Raw genomic sequence first — 16,494 nt, 5'->3', positions numbered from 1 at the left:
CCTTCTCGGCCCCTCGGGCCCCTGCCGTCTGTCGTGGAGCACGCCGAAGGGCCCCTCCGAAATCCCGAAGGGGCCCTTCCGAACCGGTGCCCCCGGCAGGATTCGAACCTGCGACACCCGCTTTAGGAGAGCGGTGCTCTATCCCCTGAGCTACGGAGGCGCAACCGCAGACAGCCTAGCGGATAGAGGTTGGAGAGGTCGCCCCCGTTCGCGGCGGGCGGGGGCGGGTTCGTGGAGGAGCCGGAGCGGGCGTACGCCTCCGCGGCGACGTTCCGCTCAGGAGGCCGCCGTCACGGACGCGGTCTCCCAGCCGAACCCGTCCGGGTCGGTGAACGGACCCCCGTCGGAGGTCAGCGCGATGCGGTGGGAACCGGTGCCGTCGACGGGGACGCCCACGTCCTTGGCCAGGGCGCGGCGCCCGTACAGGGCCAGCTTCAGGGGGCCGTCCTGGGTGTCGAACTCGACGTACTTGCTGCCGAAGCTCTTGGCGACGGTCAGGCCGTGCGCGAGGTAGAACTTCTTCGTCTCGGTCACGTTCGAGGCGCCGAGCAGGAGCACCATCTGGTCGATCTCGCCGGTGGCGGGGACGTTGTCCTTCTTGTTCGACGTGGCGATCTTCCAGATGGTGCCGTCGGGGGCCCGGAACACCCCGCCGTAGCCCCAGAAGGACTTGGTCGCGGGCTTCAGGGTGGTGGCCCCGGCCTCGACCGCGGTGTCGACGAAGTGCCGGACGTCGGCCGGGGAGGACACCGTGAGGGAGAGCGAGAATCCGCGGAATCCGCTGGTGGGGGCGGTGGATTCGCGGAGCTGGACACGGTCGGCGAGACCGAGGGCGGTGTAGAAGCGGTGGGCGGCGGCGGTGTCGGCCACCTCGAGGACGAGGGCTGCGATGGAGGTCATGTGCTTCACGCTAATGAGGCGGCGGCCACCGGGGCTTCTCGATTCCTGACCGCTTCCGGGCGGGGAGCGGACCGCGTCCGACGGCGGGTGTGATGTGACGCGGGTCACGGGAACCGGGTCGGTCGCGCGGACAAGACAGGATGTGAACTACTCGATGCACGCCCGCATCCGCGCGGGGGATCCGGAAGCCTTCAGGGAGCTCTTCCGTGACTACGCGCAGCTCGTCTACCGGCATGCCGTGCGGAGTTCGGGGGACTGGGTCATGGCGGAGGACGTCGTGTCCCTGACCTTCCTGGAGGCCTGGCGGCTGAGGGAGAAGCTGCGGGACGAGGGCGAGACACCGAGACCGTGGCTCATGGGCATCGCGGTCAACGTGCTGCGCAACACCGCACGCGCGGCCCGGCGGCACGACCGGGCGCTGGCCGGGATACCGCGCGGGGACGTGCTGCCCGATTTCGCCGACGAACTGGTCGGGCGGATGGCGGACGCGGAGCAACTGGCTGCCGCGAAGAAGGCGCTGGGCGCGCTGCGCCGCTCCGAGCGTGAGGTGTTCACGCTGTGCGTCTGGTCGGGACTGGGGTACGCGGAGGCGGCCGAGGCGCTGGGCGTGCCCGTCGGGACGGTGCGCTCGCGGCTGTCGCGGGCGCGGGCACGGCTGCGCAAGCTCACGGACGGGGAGCTGCGGAGCGCGCGAAGAAGGTGGGAACCGGCAGTGCTGCCCGGACAAGTACGGGGTGACCGCATCGCCGCGGTCCGGTCGAACGAGGAGAGTGGCCGATGATGCGCACCCCCTGGCGACGGCAGGAGCCGATCGACCATGTGGAGCTGTCCGGACTGCTGCCGGGTCCGGGGGACCCCGTGCTTCCTCACGGCCGCATGACGGCCCTGGAGGAGCACATGATGAACGAGATCCGGCAGCACCGGCGGCAGGAGTTCCAGAAGTCCCAGAAGGCCCAGGGATCCCAGGAGTCCCCGGAGTCCCCGGAGTCCGAGGAGTGGGCGGGGGACATGGCCGGGGAGCCGCGCCCCGCGCGCCGGCCGCGCCGCCGGGCCGTGCTGATCGGCGTGGCCGCCGCGGCCACGATGACGGTGATCGCCGGGGTGGTGGGCCTCGGGCACCTCGGTCAGGTGCCGGAGGGCGACACCACGGTGCAGGCGATGGTGCCCGCGCCCGTGGTGCGGGTGGTGCCCGGGACGACCCGGGGGCTGGGCAGCGCGGTGGACCGGATCTCGGGGGCCGCCGGCAAGGAGAAGCAGCCCGTGCCGGGCCCGGGTCAGTTCGTCTACATCCGCAGCCAGGTCTCGTGGCTCTCCGTCGAGACCGATATGACGACGAAGAAGACCCGTACCTGGGTGCAGAAGCTGCACCCGCGCGAGGTGTGGCTCTCGCCGGACGGCCGCAAGGGCTGGCTGATCGAGCCGGGCAACGGGACGACGTCCAAGGCGGGCATGGACCTCGACAGCGACACGCCCCCGCATCTGGCCGCCCCGAGCTACGACTATCTGAAGGCCCTGCCGGCCGACCCGGACGTGCTGCTGAAGAAGATCTACGACGAGACGAGAGGCCAGGGCAACGGGACGTACCAGGAGGCGTTCACGACCATAGGCGACCTGGTGCGCGAGCAGTTGATGACGCCCGAGCTGACCTCGGCGCTCTACCGCGCCGCCGCGAAGATCCCCGGTGTCGTTCTGGTCGACGAGGCCAAGGACGCGGTGGGCAGGAGCGGCGTCGCCATCGCACGGGTCGACGAGAAGAGCGGGGAGCGCACGGAGTGGATCTTCGACCGCACGTCCTTCACCTACCTCGGTGAGCGCACCGTGCAGGTGCGGGCGGCCCACGGCATAGCCGCCGGGACGGTCACCGCGCGTACGGCGATCACCGAGCGGTCCGTCGTCGACACGATGAAGGAGGTGCCGGGCGTCGACCGCGTGTAGCGGCGCAGGGCCCCGTCCTGCCCGCCTCGGGCGGGCTCTGCCGTCAAGAGCGGGTGACGCGCACTCGGTAGTCGCCCTTTCCGTTCTTGTCGACCACCGCTATCCGGATGCCGTTGGTCCGGTCGGTGAAGGTCTGGCCGGGCTGGAACGGGGCGTCGGAGAGTTCGGCGTGGACGTTGGGCAGCCGGGTGCAGCCTCCGCTGTCCTTGGTGCTGTCCGCGACGGAGACGGGGCCCTGCCCGGTGTCGACGTCCGAGTTGACCTTGTAGATCAGCACGCCGGGCCGGCAGACCTCCTGGTCGTTCCCGGCCTGGGTGCGCACCTCGACCGCGTAACCGGACTCGGCGGTCAGCGGGACGAAGGCGAGCTTCGTTCCGCCGCGCGTGGCCAGCGGTTCCAGGACGTGTTCGCTGGTGCCGGGCCGGGCGGAGCAGCTGATCTGGTCGTTGTCGAGCCAGCCGAGCTTCCACTTGTGCCAGCCCAGGAGGTCGTTGTTGGCGCCCCAGTCCTCCGACATGATGTCCCAGTGCCCGACGGAGCCGCCGCCCTCCATGGTGTAGAGGTCGGGCAGACCGAAGACATGGCCGTTCTCGTGCGGCAGGACGCGGAAGCCGGTCTGCGGGAAGGAGCCCGAGCCGTCGTCCTGGCGGCTGTAGACGAAGGACGTGTTCGCGAGCGGGACGCCGTCGGCGTACGGGGCGTCGCCGTTGCCGGAGAACGTCACCGACAGGACGGTGTCCAGCGCGGAGGGGCCGGCGTTCGGGGTGACCAGGATGTTGACCAGGTCGTAGGCGCGGAAGTCCACCTTCGGATCGGCGGCGGCGACGATGTCCTGGACGAGGTGGCGGTAGCCCGGTTCGTACGGTGAGCCGCGCTCGATGCCGTACTCGGCGAAGGGCAGCGGCATCCGCAGCCAGCTCTTCACCGGGGCCTCGGGCACATAGGTGAGCCGCCCGTAGGAGCTGGTGCGGAACCAGTCGGTGGTCTGGGGGAAGAACTCCGCGAGCCGGTCCAGGGCCGGTTCCGTGCCCGGGGCGTCCGGGAAGTCGATCATCAGGTTCAGTGCGTGGACGCGGCCGGTGGAGCGGGCGTAGCCCGGCTGGGTGGGCATGCCCTCGGACATCTGGACACCTGTCGCCGCCGATATCCGGCACGGTCCGAGACCCGCGGCCTGGGCGCTCGTCAGAGGGCCGGCGGAGGCGTGGCTCGGCAGCGGGAGGGTGCTGCTGGCCGAGGCCAGTGTGGCGATGACCAGGGCTGTTGCCGCCCCGAGAGTAAGCGGGTGGCGGTGTCTGCGTATCCGGTGGCGGGGCTGCTGCATAGAGGCGCCTTCGGGTCCGCGGCAGTCGGCCGACCCCTGACTGCGCTCTGTCGATCAGCCTCGGGCGGGTGGTGCGGCGGCGCGCGTTGGGTGCGCCGTTCGGTGGTTTTTCAGCGGTGGGGGGCGTGGTGTGCGGGGCAGTCATGATGTGTGACCCAGGTCACATCGAGAGGTGAAATAACCGGGGATCCTTTCCCCGTTTGCATCGGTGTCCCCGCGAAACGGGGAGGCGGTCCCCGGTTAGCCGGACGGGCCGTCCATACGACCACCGTGGTCCACCCGGCCACGAGGTCCGCAGCCGGAGCCGGGGTTCCGGCCCGGTCCGGAGAACGGGAAGAGAGGGAGCATCGCCGTGGAGACCGTCGCACGTACCGCGTCCGGGAGCGCGCGGCCGCGTACGCCCCGACCGAGGGCCGACGCGCTGCGCAACCGGGAACGGATCGTGACGGCGGCGCGGGAGATGTTCGTCGAGTTCGGGCCGGACGTGCCGCTCGACGAGGTCGCCCGCCGCGCGGGTGTCGGCAACGCGACGCTCTACCGGAACTTCCCCGACCGGGCCGCCCTGACGCACGAGGTCGTCCTCGCGGTCACCTCACGCACCACCGACCGCGCCGACGAGGCCGCGCGTCAGGAGCGGGACCCCTTCGCCGCGCTCAGTCGCTTCGTGCACGCGGCGGCCGACGAACGCATCGGGGCCCTGTGCCCCATGCTGTCCGGCGGCTTCGACAAGGACCACCCCGAACTGCTCGCCGAGCGCCGGCGCCTCGAAGAGGCCGTCGAAGGGCTCGTCGAGCGAGCCCAGTCCGCGGGACGCCTGCGCGCCGACATCGCCGTCGGTGACGTCCTGGTCGTCCTCTCCCAGCTCACCCGGCCGCTGCCGGGCATCGCCTGCCCGAACATCGACCGGTTCACCCACCGCCACATCCAGCTGTTCCTGGACGGACTGGAGGCTCCGGCCCGGTCCGAACTGCCCGGAACGGCGGCGACCTTGGAGGACCTGAGGCGACGGACCTGACGCCCGCGCCGGGATCCCGACCGGATCCGGCCGCGCGCCCGCACCGCCTCGACCACCTGCGCACCCTTTTCCGACCCACCCTCCCGCTTCCCGTTCCTGCCGTTCTTCCCGCTCTTCCCGTTCCCGCGCCCGCTTCCTGACGGGCGTCCGTCCCGAGCCCTCACCCGGCCATGCCCCGGGCCCCTCGCGTCCGCACCGGACCACGGTTCACGATCCCGCGCGCCTCCGCGCGTCCTTAGGTGGCTACCCCCATGTCAAAAACAGCTGATACCCGACTCCCGGACCCCAGTCGCTGGAAGGCGCTGGCGTTCATCGCCCTCGCCCAGTTGATGGTCGTGCTCGACGCCACCATCGTGAACATCGCGCTGCCGCACGCCCAGACGGACCTCGGCATCACCGACGCCAACAAGCAGTGGGTCATCACGGCCTACGCCCTCGCCTTCGGCGGGCTGCTGCTCTTCGGCGGCCGCATCGCCGACCTCTGGGGCCGCAAGCGCACCTTCGTCGTCGGACTGGTCGGCTTCGCGCTGGCCTCCGCGCTCGGCGGTGCCGCGCAGAACCAGGCCATGCTCTTCGGCTCCCGCGCCCTCCAGGGCGTGTTCGGCGCCCTGCTGGCCCCGGCCGCGCTCTCGCTGCTGGCCGTGATGTTCACCGACGCCAAGGAGCGCGCCAAGGCGTTCGGCATCTACGGTGCGATCGCCGGTGGCGGCGGCGCCGTCGGCCTCATCCTGGGCGGCTTCCTCACGCAGGCGCTGAACTGGCGCTGGACGTTCTTCGTCAACATCCCGTTCGCGATCGTCGCCGCGCTCGGCGCGTACTTCGTGATCCGTGAGCCCGCCGGCAGTCGCAACCGCTCCTCCCTCGACATCCCGGGCGTCGTCCTCTCGGCGCTGGGTCTGGTCTCGCTGGTGTACGGGTTCACCCGCGCCGAGTCCAGCGGCTGGTCGGACCCGCTGACGATCGGCACGTTCGTCGCCTCCGCCGTGCTGCTGCTCGCCTTCGTCCTCACCGAGTCCCGGGTGAAGTCCCCGCTGCTGCCGCTGCGCGTGGTCATGGACCGCAACCGGGGCGGGGTCTACCTCTCGCTGGGTCTGGCCGTCATCGCGATGTTCGGCCTGTTCCTGTTCCTCACGTACTACCTCCAGGTCGTCAAGGGCTACTCGCCGATCCGGACGGGCTTCGCCTTCATGCCGATGATCGTCGGCATGATCACCGGGTCGACGCAGATAGGCGCCCGGCTGATGACCCGGGTCCCGGCCCGGCTGCTGATGGGCCCCGGCTTCCTCACCGCCGCCGTCGGCATGCTGATCCTCACCCAGCTGCAGGTCGACTCCTCGTACGCGGCGGTCATCCTGCCGGGTCAGCTGCTGATGGGTCTGGGCATGGGTACGGCGTTCATGCCGGCCATGTCGCTGGCCACCCACGGGGTCGAGGCGCGTGACGCCGGTGTGGCCTCCGCGATGGTCAACACCTCGCAGCAGGTCGGCGGAGCCATCGGTACGGCCCTGCTGAACACCATCGCCGCCTCCGCCGCCACGGCGTACGCCACCTCGCACGCCGCGCTCGGGGCCACCGACCCGGAGCTGCTGAAGCTCCAGTCGATGGTGCACGGCTTCACCGGAGCCATCTGGTGGGCCGTCGGCATCCTGGTGGCCTCCGCCGCCATCGCGGTGACCTTCGTCAACGCCGGCCGCCCGGAGGCCTCGGTCACCCCCGCGGGTTCCGGCACCGCCGAGGGCGCCGAGGACGAGGTCAGGGTCCCGGTCGTCGCCCACTGACCCGGGCACCCGCCAGGACGCGATGCCGCCCGGACGCGACGCCGCCCCGGTCCCGTACGAACGGGGCCGGGGCGGCGGTCTGTCCGCGGGCGGAGGGGATCCACGGGCGGAGGGGATCCACGGGCGGAGGGGATCCACGGGCGGAGCGGATCCACGGGCGGAGCGGATCCACGGGCGGAGGGGATCCGCGGGCGGAGGGGGTCAGCGCAGCCAGGGCAGGTCTGCGTCCGTGCCCTCCGGTTCCAGTCCGGAGGCCACGACGCGCATGATCTCCCCGAGCGACGCGACCTGCTCGGGGCTGAGCCGGTCGAACAGGGCCTGGCGTACGGCGCCGACGTGCCCCGGGGCCGAGCGGCGCAGCATCTCGTACCCCTCCTGGGTGAGAACGGCGTTCTGGCCGCGCTTGTCGGACGGACAGTCCTCCCGGCGGACCCAGCCGCTCTTCTCCAGCCGGGCGACGGCGTGCGAGAGCCGGGAACGGGTGATCTTGGCGTCCTTGGCCAGCTCCGTCATCCGCTTCTGGTGACGCGGCGCCCGGGAGAGCTGGACCAGCAGGCCGTAGTAGATGTGCGGCATGCCGGCATCGCGCTGCAACTGGCGGTCGAGGTGATCCTCCAGCAGCGTGGTGGCGTGGAGGTACGCACTCCAGACGCCCTGCTCTTCGTCGGTGAGCCAACGAGGCTGCTCATCGGTGGATGCCGTGGTCATGTGCTCCACTGTACGACCTTTTCTTGAAAGTTGAACTAGATAGAGCTAAGGTCTCCGAAGGTGGGAACTTGAAGATTAAAGAACAGTTCCTTCCGAAGGCTTCCTTCTGAACCTCGACGCCCAGAAGAAGACTTACCTTGACCAGCAGCGGATGGGGAGTGTCATGACAGTCACCGCGGAGCGCATGCCCGCCCTCTATCTCTCGCACGGCGCCCCACCGCTGGCCGACGACCCGGTCTGGCCCGGCGAGCTGGCCGCCTGGTCGGCCGGGCTGCCGCGCCCCACCGCGATCCTCATGGTCTCCGCCCACTGGGAGGAGGCGCCGCTCGCCCTGGGCGCCACGGAGACCGTTCCGCTGGTCTACGACTTCTGGGGCTTCCCCGAGCACTACTACCGGGTGCGGTACGCCGCCCCGGGTGCCCCCGCCCTCGCCGAGAGCGTCCGCAAGCTGCTGCGCGGCGCCGGTACGCCCGTCCAGGACATTCCGGACCGCGGCCTGGACCACGGGGCGTACGTCCCGCTCGTCGAGATGTTCCCCGGGGCCGACGTCCCGGTCCTCCAGATCTCCATGCCGACGTTGGACCCCCAGAAGCTGATGGACATCGGGCGCAAGCTCGCGCCCCTGCGCGACGAGGGCGTCCTGATCGTCGGCAGCGGCTTCTTCACCCACAACCTGGCCGCGCTGCGGCACGCCGGCGGCACCCCCGGCTGGTCGGCGGAGTTCGACGACTGGGGCCACCGGGCGCTCCGGGAGCAGAACATCGACGCCCTGCTGGACTTCGAGAACAAGTCCCCGGCGGGCCGGCTCGCCCACCCCCGCACCGAGCACTTCGCCCCGCTCTTCGTCACCCTGGGCGCCGCCGAACAGGAACTGGATCAGGGGCGCAGCGTGATCGACGGCTTCTGGATGGGCCTGGCCAAGCGCTCGCTCCAGTACGGCTGACGGACGGCGCGCACGCGCCCCGCCCCCGGCCGGTGGGCCGGGGGCGGGGCGGTTTCCGCGGATCACAGGGTCGGCGGGTTCATCTCCACCGAGCGGAGCGCGGCGGCCAGGGCGCGCGGGTCACCGACGTCCAGCGCCGTGTCGGTGAACTTGATCGTGTGGTCGTCGCCGTGGGCGGCCGCTCGGGCGAACAGCTCCTCCGCCGTCGGCACCACCCCGTCGGGGACCGGTTCCCGGGGCCGCTCCGGGGCATAGGCCGCCGTCACCGCCGCGCTCGCCGCCCAGGCCGCGTCCAGGCTCGGCGCCCACAGCCCGCCGGGGAGGGCGGGCAGGGTGCGCAGCACCGCGTTGGGCGCCGTCGCCGCGTGGACCAGCATGGTCGGCTCGCCGTGGCCGTGGGTCTCGTAGCGGTGCGTGGCGGCGCGCACCAGCTCCTCCAGGCGCTCCCGGGCGGCGTCGGGCCCGGTCACCGCCCGGTCCGGCCAGAGCGGGAACGCGGTCAGCTGCCCCAGCCGGGCCCGGATGCCGCCGCTCTGGTCGGGCACCCGCGCCACGGCGTCCAGCGCGGCCGCGGCGTCGGCCGCCGGGGCCTGCGCGGACAGCTCGGGAAGCGGCTGGTGGCGGGCCGCCCAGTAGCCGAGGCCGTGGGCCAGTTCGGCGACGCGCGGCGCGTTCTCCTCGGTGTCCAGCAGGGTGCGCACGGCGTGGCCGACCCGGATCACCGGATGGGTGGCGCCGGCCGCGATGCCCGGCAGCAGCCGGGGCCACCATTCCGCGAGGACCGCCCGCCAGGGCCGTTCCGCCGTCTCGCGGACGAAGAACCGCGTCCAGTCGGCGATGCGCCGGGGGTCGCCCAGCGCCTCCCGCCAGTTCTCCGGGGTCACCTCGGCGAACGGGACGGGCATGTCCTCCAGCCGTCCCCGGTAGTGGTCGATCCAGCGGTGCACCCCCGGGGCCTGGCCGTGGCGCACCAGCGCCTCCACCGCCATCGGGGCGTGGTTGCTCAGCCAGCCCTCCCGTTCGGGGCCGAAGGAGTGGAGGCGCTCCAGCGCCTCGTCGAGGGTTCCGGAGGTGTCGGACGGCGTGCTGCTCTGCGTGAGGCTCATGTCACCCCACGCTAGGCACGGGGCCGCCGCCCGGGAACGGACCGTGGTCCCGGCCGCGCGGGCCCGGGACCTAGGTCCCCGGTCGCAGGCGCTTCTCGTACCAGGCGACGTCCCAGTACCGGCCGAACTTCCGGCCGACCTCCTCGTACGTGCCGACATGGCGGAAGCCGAAGCGCTCGTGCAGTCCGACCGAGGCCGCGTTGGGCAGGGCGATCCCGGCGTACGCGCGATGCAGGTCCTGCCCGGCCAGGGCCTCGAAGAGCGCCGCGTAGAGGAGCCGGCCGACGCCCCGGCCCACCGCGTCGGGGGAGCAGTAGACGCTCACCTCCACGGAGGTGGAGTAGGCGGGTTTGGCGCGGAACGGGCTGCTGGTGGCGTATCCCAGGAACCGGGGGCCCGCCCCGCTCGTTTCCTCCGTACCTCCGGTCTCCAGGGCCACCAGGAGACGGTGCGGACCGTCCCCGGCGCGCGTGCGCAGCCAGGACAGCCGCTGCTCGGGGGTGAAGGGGACGGTGTCGAAGGTGACGGCCGTCTCACGGACGTAGTGGTTGTAGATGTCCGTCAGCGCCGGCAGATCGCTCTCGACGGCCGGTCTGACCTGCGGATCCGTTCCCGATATCGCCATGCGTCCTCCTGGTCGGCGGCACAGGGTACTGCATGATCGCGAAATTCAATGCCGGTCATGGGAATTCTGTCCGGATTCCAGTCGTTGTTTCCATCGGATGCAGGGCACCCGAAAGGGTGTCGCGACCTACTCAGCAAGGGAGCACGCATGGCAACCCGTGCCGTCGCCCGACGTTCGTCCGCCACCGGCGGGACCGACCGGGCAAGCAGTGTTCGCGCCACAGGCGGGGAGATCGCCGATCGCGACCTGGTCGGCATGTACCTGGACGAGATAGCGCGTACGCCATTGCTCGACGCAGCGAAGGAGGTCGAGCTCTCGCAGGCCGTCGAGGCGGGCGTCTACGCCCGGCAGATCCTCGACAAGGAGGTGGAGAGCGACGCGGGCGGTGCCTCGCGCGAGGAGCTGGAGGCGCTGGCCGCCGAGGGCGAGCGCGCCAAGGACGTCTTCATCCGTTCCAACCTCCGGCTCGTCGTTGCCGTCGCCCGCCGCTATCCCAGGGCCGGGCTTCCCCTGCTCGACCTGATCCAGGAGGGCAACGCCGGTCTGGTCCGCGCGGTCGAGAAGTTCGACTACGCCAAGGGCTTCAAGTTCTCCACGTACGCGACGTGGTGGATCCGCCAGGCCATCACCCGTTCCATAGCCGACCAGTCCCGCACGATCCGGCTCCCCGTCCACCTGGTGGAGGAGCTCGGCCGGATCCGCCGCGTGACGCGCGAGTTCAACCGCGAGCACGGGCGCGACCCGGAGCACGCGGAGATAGCCGCCGAGCTGGGCTCCACCCCGGAGCGCGTCGGCGACGTGCTCGACTGGGCCCGCGACCCGGTCAGTCTCAACATGTCCGTGGACGACGACGGCGACACGCAGTTCGGTGACCTCCTGGAGGACACCTCCGCGGTCTCGCCCGAGCAGTCCGTGTTGACGTTGCTGCGCAGCGAGGAGCTGGAGGAGCTGATCGGCAAGCTCGACCAGCGCACCGCGTCGATCATCCGCATGCGGTACGGGATCGAGGACGGCCGTGAGCGGACCCTGACCGAGGTGGGCAAGCAGCACGGGCTCACCCGCGAGCGGATCCGCCAGATAGAGAAGCACGCCCTGCTCGAACTGAAGCGAATGGCTCACGACACGGGCTTTGACGCTGCGGCGTGACCTCGCGTCCAGTAACCTCCGAATTGGGCCGCTTCACCACGGCGGCCCCCCTGAGCTGAGTCCCGGCGCCCACCCCCCCCTGGCGCCGGGGCTCATCCCTTTTCCGGCAGGTTTCCGCCCGGGTGTCAGGCAGGCCTCCGGCCGGGCCCTCCGGTCAGGGCGCCGGAATCGCCGCACGGCTGAGCCGGGCGCCCAGATCGTCGAGGTAGGACACCAGCTGCGGCGGCGCGTGCGCGGTGAATTCGCAGTCCACCAGCGCCAGCCGCACCGCCACCCACTCCAGCGAGTCCGTGACGGTGGCCCGCAGCCGGCAGCGGCGCTCGCCCTCCGGCTCCACCGGCCCCATCGAGCGCGGCAGCCGCGAGGCGACGAACTCCGCCGGGGCCGCGAAGCTCACCTCGATCTCCAGCTCCGGCTGCATCCGTGCCATCGACGCGCTGAGGTACTTCGCCGCGTCCCCGGTGGGCAGCTCACGGGGGGCGAACCGCGCCCCCGTGGCGAACGGGTCGCTCACCCGGTCGACCCGGAAGGTCCGCCAGTCGGCCCGCTCCAGGTCGTACGCCACCAGGTACCAGCGCCATCCGGTGCTCACCAGCCGGTACGGCTCGACCTGCCGCCGGGTCTCGGCGCCGTCGCCCGCCCGGTAGGCGAAGCGCAGCCGCTCCCGCCCCGTCACCGCCGAGGCGATCACGGTCAGCGTCGCCGTGTCGATCGTCGAGCCGTCGCCGCGGGTCAGCGGCATCGTCGCGTTCTGCAGGACGGAGACCCGGTGCCGCAGCCGCGAGGGCAGCACCTGCTCCAGCTTGGCCAGGGCCCGTACGGACGCCTCGTCGACGCCCTCGATGGCGTGCCCGGCGCCGGCCCGCAGGCCCACCGCGATCGCCACCGCCTCCTCGTCGTCCAGGAGCAGCGGGGGCATCGCCGCACCGGCCACCAGCCGGTAGCCGCCGACCGAGCCCCGTGAGGCCTCGACGGGATAGCCCAGGTCGCGCAGGCGGTCGATGTCGCGCCGGATGGTGCGGGGGCTGACGTCGAGCCGCTCGGCGAGCTCGCTGCCCGGCCACTCGCGGGGGGTCTGGAGCAAGGACAGCAGATTCAGCAGTCGTGCCGGAGTGTCGGTCATGTCACCCAGGATGCCCGCCCATTGGGACACGACCTGACCTATTGCCTGTTTACCTTTCTCATATGACTTCTTCCGCATCCCTGCCGTCGGCGGACACCCGAGCGGTGTCCCCGGCCCCGTCGGACCGCCGCCGGTGGTTCGCCCTGGCCATCGTCATGACCGCCGCCTTCATGGACCTGGTCGACGTCACGATCGTCAACATCGCCATCCCGAGCATCCAGCGGGACACCGGCGCCACGTTCAGCTCGATCCAGTGGATCACCGCCGGATACGCCCTGGCCTTCGCCGCCGGGCTGATCACCGGCGGCCGGCTCGGCGACATCTACGGCCGCAAGCGGATCTTTCTCATCGGCATCGGCGGCTTCACGCTCGCCTCCGCCCTCTGCGGATTCGCCGCCAACCCGGAGATGCTCGTCGCCTCCCGCATCCTCCAGGGCGGCACCGCCGCCCTGATGGTCCCGCAGGTGCTGTCGATCGTGCACGCCACGTTCCCGGCGCACGAGCGCGGCAAGGTCTTCGGCCTCTTCGGCGCGATCGTCGGCCTCGGCGCCGTCTCCGGCCCGCTGCTGGGCGCACTGCTCACCGAGTGGAACATCGCCGGACTCGAATGGCGCCCGATCTTCCTGATCAACCTGCCGGTCGGCATCGCCGGACTGATCCTGGGCCGGATGTTCATCACCGAGTCCAAGGCGCCCCGGGCGCTCCGCCTCGACCTGCCCGGCGTGGTGCTGGTGACCCTCGGGATGCTCATGCTGATCTACCCGCTGACCCGGGGCGAGGAGCTGGGCTGGCCGCTGTGGGGCTATCTGTCGATGGGCGGCAGCGTCCTGGTCCTCCTGGTGCTGGTGGTGTTCGAGCGGGCGAAGGCCGCACGGACCGGATCGCCGCTGATCGAACTGTCGCTGTTCCGCGTCAAGAGCTTCGCCGCGGGTATCGCCGTGCAGCTGACCTTCGGCGTCGGCCTCGGCATCTTCTTCCTGGTCTGGACGCTCTACATGCAGCAGGGGCTCGGCTGGAGCGCGCTGCGGGCGGGCACCACCGGCATCCCGTTCTCCATCTCGGTCTCGGCCGCGGCCGGCATCTCCGTCCAGAAGCTCGTGCCGCGCTTCGGCCGCAAGGTCCTCCAGGCCGGGGCGCTCCTCATGATCGCCGGACTGCTGCTCTACATCTGGGAGTCCGGCCGCTACGGGATGGGCATCACGTCCTGGCAGATGGCGCTGCCGCTGGTCGTCATGGGCGTCGGCATGGGCCTGATCGTCGCCCCGCTGGCCGACGCGGTGCTCTCCGAGGTCCCCAAGGAGCACTCCGGTTCGGCGTCCGGGCTGTTCAACACCGTGCAGCAGATGGGCAACGCCCTCGGGCTCGCGCTCGTCTCGGTGGTCTTCTTCGGCTCGATCGGCGACCGGCTGACGCCGCCGCAGATCGGCCCCGCGTTCGCCGACGCCTTCGAGCACTCGCTCTGGTGGGTGGCCGGTGTGCTCGCCGCGATCTTCCTGCTGATGTTCGCCCTGCCGGCCCGGCCGAAGCAGCATGTGGAGGGCGGCGGCGACGACACCGGGTCCACCGAGACCGCGGCACCCGCCGAGGAGCCGGTGCTCACCCACTGACCCGCGCGGACGGGACGGAGGAGAACAGCGGTGCCCGCACCCCGCAGGGGGAGCGGGCACCGCCGTTTCCCACGGCGTTCGTACGGCTCCGAGGCGCGGCGTCAGCAGATGCGCGTACGGCTCTCCATCGCGCAGCGGGCCGCCTCCTCGTCGCCGTACACCTCGCACATGTGGCGGCCGTCGGGCGTCGCCGTGTGCTCGACCTCCCACAGGCTGGTCTCGCTGCCGTCCAGCAGCAGGAAGGCGTGCTCGTACAGGGTGAAGCCGGCGTCCCGGCCGTCCACCCGGCACTGCCGGCCGAAGATCTGCGTGATGTGGTGCGCGAAGGCCGCCCGCAGCAGGCGGGCCGTCTCCTCGCCCGGCCCGTCGCGGTTCTCCGCGCGGCGCAGCACCCGCCGGGCGTGGTCCGCGGAGTTGTCCGGCGCGTACATCCGGGGCAGCGGGGCCGGGGGAGCCGCCATCAGGGCGGTCAGGATCTCCAGATCGGCCTGCGGCCCGTCGTCCCCGAAGAGCGGGGCCTCGCTGAAGCCGCCGGCCAGCCGGGACGCGGCGACGTGGACATCGGCCTCCTCGTCGTACAGCTCGTACTGGCGGTCGTCCGGGCCCTCGCAGCAGCGCAGGCCGGCCGCGCGCGGACCGCGGTGCACCAGCTCCCACAGCGTCATCGCGGAGCCGTCGGCCAGCAGATACGTGTGCCGGTAGGTCTCGCGGTGCAGGGACGCGCTGTGGTGCGAGGAGTGCAGCGCGCTGCTGTGGGCGAGCGCGGTGCCGAGCCGGTCGACCGTGCTGTCCGGCAGGTCGAACGAGTTGAGAGCCCGTCGCAGGAGTCGGTCGAGGTGCTGCTCGGTAGTCTCGTACGGATCGCTCAAGGTGCTGTCTCCAGGCCGTCGCCGCGTGTTACGTGGTGCGTGCTCAACGTAGTCCCTGGGTCCGACATCGTGACCGGGGTTGAGAAAAACGTACGGCACACGCAGAAGGTTCCCCGCCCGGCCGAACTTCCTTACGCGGACGGGGAGTCGGATCGTCCGCTTTCGTCGGCCGGGGACGCGTCCGGCCCCGCCGGTGCGCCGTACAGATCGCCGTACGAGGGGAACGTGCCGCCGCCGCTCCGGGTGCCCACGACGCCCGTGGCCGCCCGGACGGCCTTCACGATCGCGCGCGTCACCACGTCCGCACCCGCCGCCAGCAGGCCGTTGAGCGCGACCGGGTCCGCCGGGTCGAGCTCCCGCGCGCCGGTGGCGAGCGCGAAGACGGTGTCCCCGTCGGTCAGCAGATGGACCGGCCGGACGGCGCGGGCCAGCCCGTCGTGCGCGGTCCCCGCGAGCTTCTGCGCCTGCGCGCGGCCCAGCACGGCATCCGTCGCGACGACGGCGAGCGTGGTGTTGAGCGGGGGGCGCGCGGACGCGTCGCGCGCCTCCTCCAGGCGCCGTCGCGCCGCCCGGTGGACCTCCGGCGCGGGCGCCACGGCCGGTTCGGCCCCGCCGTACTCCCCGTACAGCACCCCCGTGCGCGGATCGAGCACCGAACCCGCCGCGTTCACCACCACCAGCGCCGCCACCGTGACCCCGGACGGCAGCAGCACGCTCGCCGTGCCCACCCCGCCCTTCAGCTGCCCGGCCACCGCCCCCGTCCCCGCCCCGACGCAGCCCTGCCCGACCGCCGCACCCGGCTCCGACGCCGCGGCCGCCTCCACCGCCGCCCGCCCGGTCGAGGCGTCCGGCCGTGCCCGCCAGTCCCCGCCGCGCCCCAGGTCGAAGACGCACGCCGCCGGCACCACCGGGACCACCTGCGCCGGATCGGGCCCGACCCGCACCCCGCGCCCCCGCTCCTCCAGCCAGGCCATCACCCCGGACGCCGCGTCGAGTCCGTACGCGCTGCCGCCGGTGAGGACCACCGCGTCGATGCGCTGCACCAGATTGCGCGGGTCCAGCGCGTCCGTCTCACGGGTCCCCGGGCCTCCGCCGCGCACGTCGACGGCGGCCACCGCGCCGCCCTCGGGTGCCAGGACCACGGTGGTGCCGGTCAGCGCGCCCTCCCCCTCGACCCGGGCATGGCCGACGCGCACCCCCGCGACATCGGTCAGCGCGTCCCTGCGGGCGGACGCCGGGGGAGGGGTGGTGGGGGCGGTCATCCGGGACTCCTCGGGGTGGGCTGCCGATGCGGGTGCCGTGCACGGGTGAACGTACCCACGAGACGCCCCGCCGCCCGCCGGCCGCCGGAGCCATCGCGCGACGCGCTCACCCCGTAGCTACACAAAACAGGTCCAATCGCACCGTACGGACCTACG

15 protein-coding genes and 1 tRNA gene are annotated in these 16,494 nt (G+C 72.0%); 7 read left to right on the top strand and 9 right to left on the bottom strand.

All coding sequences use genetic code 11. From position 1 onward, the window contains the following. Nucleotides 1-87: 87 nt before the first annotated feature. A tRNA-Arg gene (locus ACZ4FH_RS16425) sits at nt 88-160 on the bottom strand. 116 nt (nt 161-276) lie between these two features. Further along, nucleotides 277-900: a glyoxalase gene (locus tag ACZ4FH_RS16420; protein ID WP_467305266.1), complete on the bottom strand. Its 624-nt coding sequence runs from the start codon at nt 898-900 to the stop codon at nt 277-279. 154 nt (nt 901-1,054) lie between these two features. Here ACZ4FH_RS16420 and ACZ4FH_RS16415 point away from each other — a divergent pair, with 154 nt between their 5' ends. Together ACZ4FH_RS16415 and ACZ4FH_RS16410 are read left to right on the top strand one after the other, a co-directional pair. Further along, nucleotides 1,055-1,681, top strand: coding sequence for an RNA polymerase sigma factor (locus ACZ4FH_RS16415; protein ID WP_467305386.1), 627 nt, complete (start codon nt 1,055-1,057; stop codon nt 1,679-1,681). Then, on the top strand, nt 1,678-2,835 hold the full coding sequence (locus ACZ4FH_RS16410) for a CU044_5270 family protein (protein WP_467305265.1): 1,158 nt from the start codon (nt 1,678-1,680) through the stop codon (nt 2,833-2,835). The genes ACZ4FH_RS16415 and ACZ4FH_RS16410 overlap by 4 nt, the downstream gene beginning before the upstream one ends. Nucleotides 2,836-2,878: 43 nt before the next feature. Here ACZ4FH_RS16410 and ACZ4FH_RS16405 read toward each other — a convergent pair whose 3' ends face one another. Further along, nucleotides 2,879-4,156, bottom strand: a complete 1,278-nt coding sequence (locus ACZ4FH_RS16405; protein ID WP_467305263.1) for a M6 family metalloprotease domain-containing protein — start codon at nt 4,154-4,156, stop codon at nt 2,879-2,881. Between the two features lie 352 nt (nt 4,157-4,508). On the opposite strand from ACZ4FH_RS16405, the gene ACZ4FH_RS16400 reads away from it, so the two are divergent. Both ACZ4FH_RS16400 and ACZ4FH_RS16395 read left to right on the top strand, forming a co-directional pair. Further along, nucleotides 4,509-5,171, top strand: coding sequence for a TetR/AcrR family transcriptional regulator (locus ACZ4FH_RS16400; protein ID WP_467305261.1), 663 nt, complete (start codon nt 4,509-4,511; stop codon nt 5,169-5,171). A gap of 251 nt (nt 5,172-5,422) precedes the next feature. Further along, entirely contained in the window at nt 5,423-6,949 is a 1,527-nt protein-coding gene (locus tag ACZ4FH_RS16395; protein ID WP_467305260.1) for an MFS transporter, read from the top strand. A 201-nt stretch (nt 6,950-7,150) separates the two neighbouring features. Here the strand turns inward: ACZ4FH_RS16395 and ACZ4FH_RS16390 are convergent, their stop codons facing one another. Further along, the gene (locus ACZ4FH_RS16390; protein ID WP_467305259.1) at nt 7,151-7,666 is read right to left on the bottom strand and encodes a MarR family winged helix-turn-helix transcriptional regulator; all 516 of its coding nucleotides are present in this window, start codon (nt 7,664-7,666) and stop codon (nt 7,151-7,153) included. A 154-nt stretch (nt 7,667-7,820) separates the two neighbouring features. On the opposite strand from ACZ4FH_RS16390, the gene ACZ4FH_RS16385 reads away from it, so the two are divergent. Continuing rightward, the gene (locus ACZ4FH_RS16385) at nt 7,821-8,600 is read left to right on the top strand and encodes a dioxygenase family protein (protein WP_467305258.1); all 780 of its coding nucleotides are present in this window, start codon (nt 7,821-7,823) and stop codon (nt 8,598-8,600) included. 62 nt (nt 8,601-8,662) lie between these two features. Here ACZ4FH_RS16385 and ACZ4FH_RS16380 read toward each other — a convergent pair whose 3' ends face one another. Then, nucleotides 8,663-9,706, bottom strand: coding sequence for a questin oxidase family protein (locus ACZ4FH_RS16380; protein ID WP_467305257.1), 1,044 nt, complete (start codon nt 9,704-9,706; stop codon nt 8,663-8,665). Nucleotides 9,707-9,776: 70 nt separating this feature from the next. Beyond that, nucleotides 9,777-10,331 (bottom strand): GNAT family N-acetyltransferase, encoded by a 555-nt coding sequence (locus ACZ4FH_RS16375; protein ID WP_467305255.1) that lies wholly within the window; start codon nt 10,329-10,331, stop codon nt 9,777-9,779. Nucleotides 10,332-10,478: 147 nt separating this feature from the next. Between ACZ4FH_RS16375 and ACZ4FH_RS16370 the strand changes: the two genes are divergently transcribed. Further along, a complete protein-coding gene (locus tag ACZ4FH_RS16370) occupies nt 10,479-11,477 on the top strand; it encodes a sigma-70 family RNA polymerase sigma factor (RefSeq protein ID WP_383647203.1) in 999 nt (332 codons plus the stop codon). A 154-nt stretch (nt 11,478-11,631) separates the two neighbouring features. On the opposite strand, the gene ACZ4FH_RS16365 is transcribed toward ACZ4FH_RS16370, so the two are convergent. Continuing rightward, nucleotides 11,632-12,600, bottom strand: coding sequence for a helix-turn-helix transcriptional regulator (locus tag ACZ4FH_RS16365; protein WP_467305253.1), 969 nt, complete (start codon nt 12,598-12,600; stop codon nt 11,632-11,634). Between the two features lie 62 nt (nt 12,601-12,662). Between ACZ4FH_RS16365 and ACZ4FH_RS16360 the strand changes: the two genes are divergently transcribed. Further along, nucleotides 12,663-14,207 carry an MFS transporter gene (locus ACZ4FH_RS16360; protein ID WP_467305252.1) on the top strand — a complete coding sequence of 515 codons (1,545 nt, stop codon included), beginning with the start codon at nt 12,663-12,665 and terminating at the stop codon, nt 14,205-14,207. Nucleotides 14,208-14,308: 101 nt separating this feature from the next. Here ACZ4FH_RS16360 and ACZ4FH_RS16355 read toward each other — a convergent pair whose 3' ends face one another. Both ACZ4FH_RS16355 and ACZ4FH_RS16350 read right to left on the bottom strand, forming a co-directional pair. Further along, on the bottom strand, nt 14,309-15,076 hold the full coding sequence (locus tag ACZ4FH_RS16355; RefSeq protein WP_467305251.1) for a DUF6227 family protein: 768 nt from the start codon (nt 15,074-15,076) through the stop codon (nt 14,309-14,311). A gap of 131 nt (nt 15,077-15,207) precedes the next feature. Next, entirely contained in the window at nt 15,208-16,338 is a 1,131-nt protein-coding gene (locus tag ACZ4FH_RS16350; protein WP_467305250.1) for a P1 family peptidase, read from the bottom strand. Nucleotides 16,339-16,494: the final 156 nt, after the last annotated feature.

Source organism: Streptomyces sp. NPDC024555 (assembly GCF_055559335.1).
Note: the sequence above shows the minus strand (reverse complement) of the source record. Positions and strands in the feature narration are given on the sequence as shown.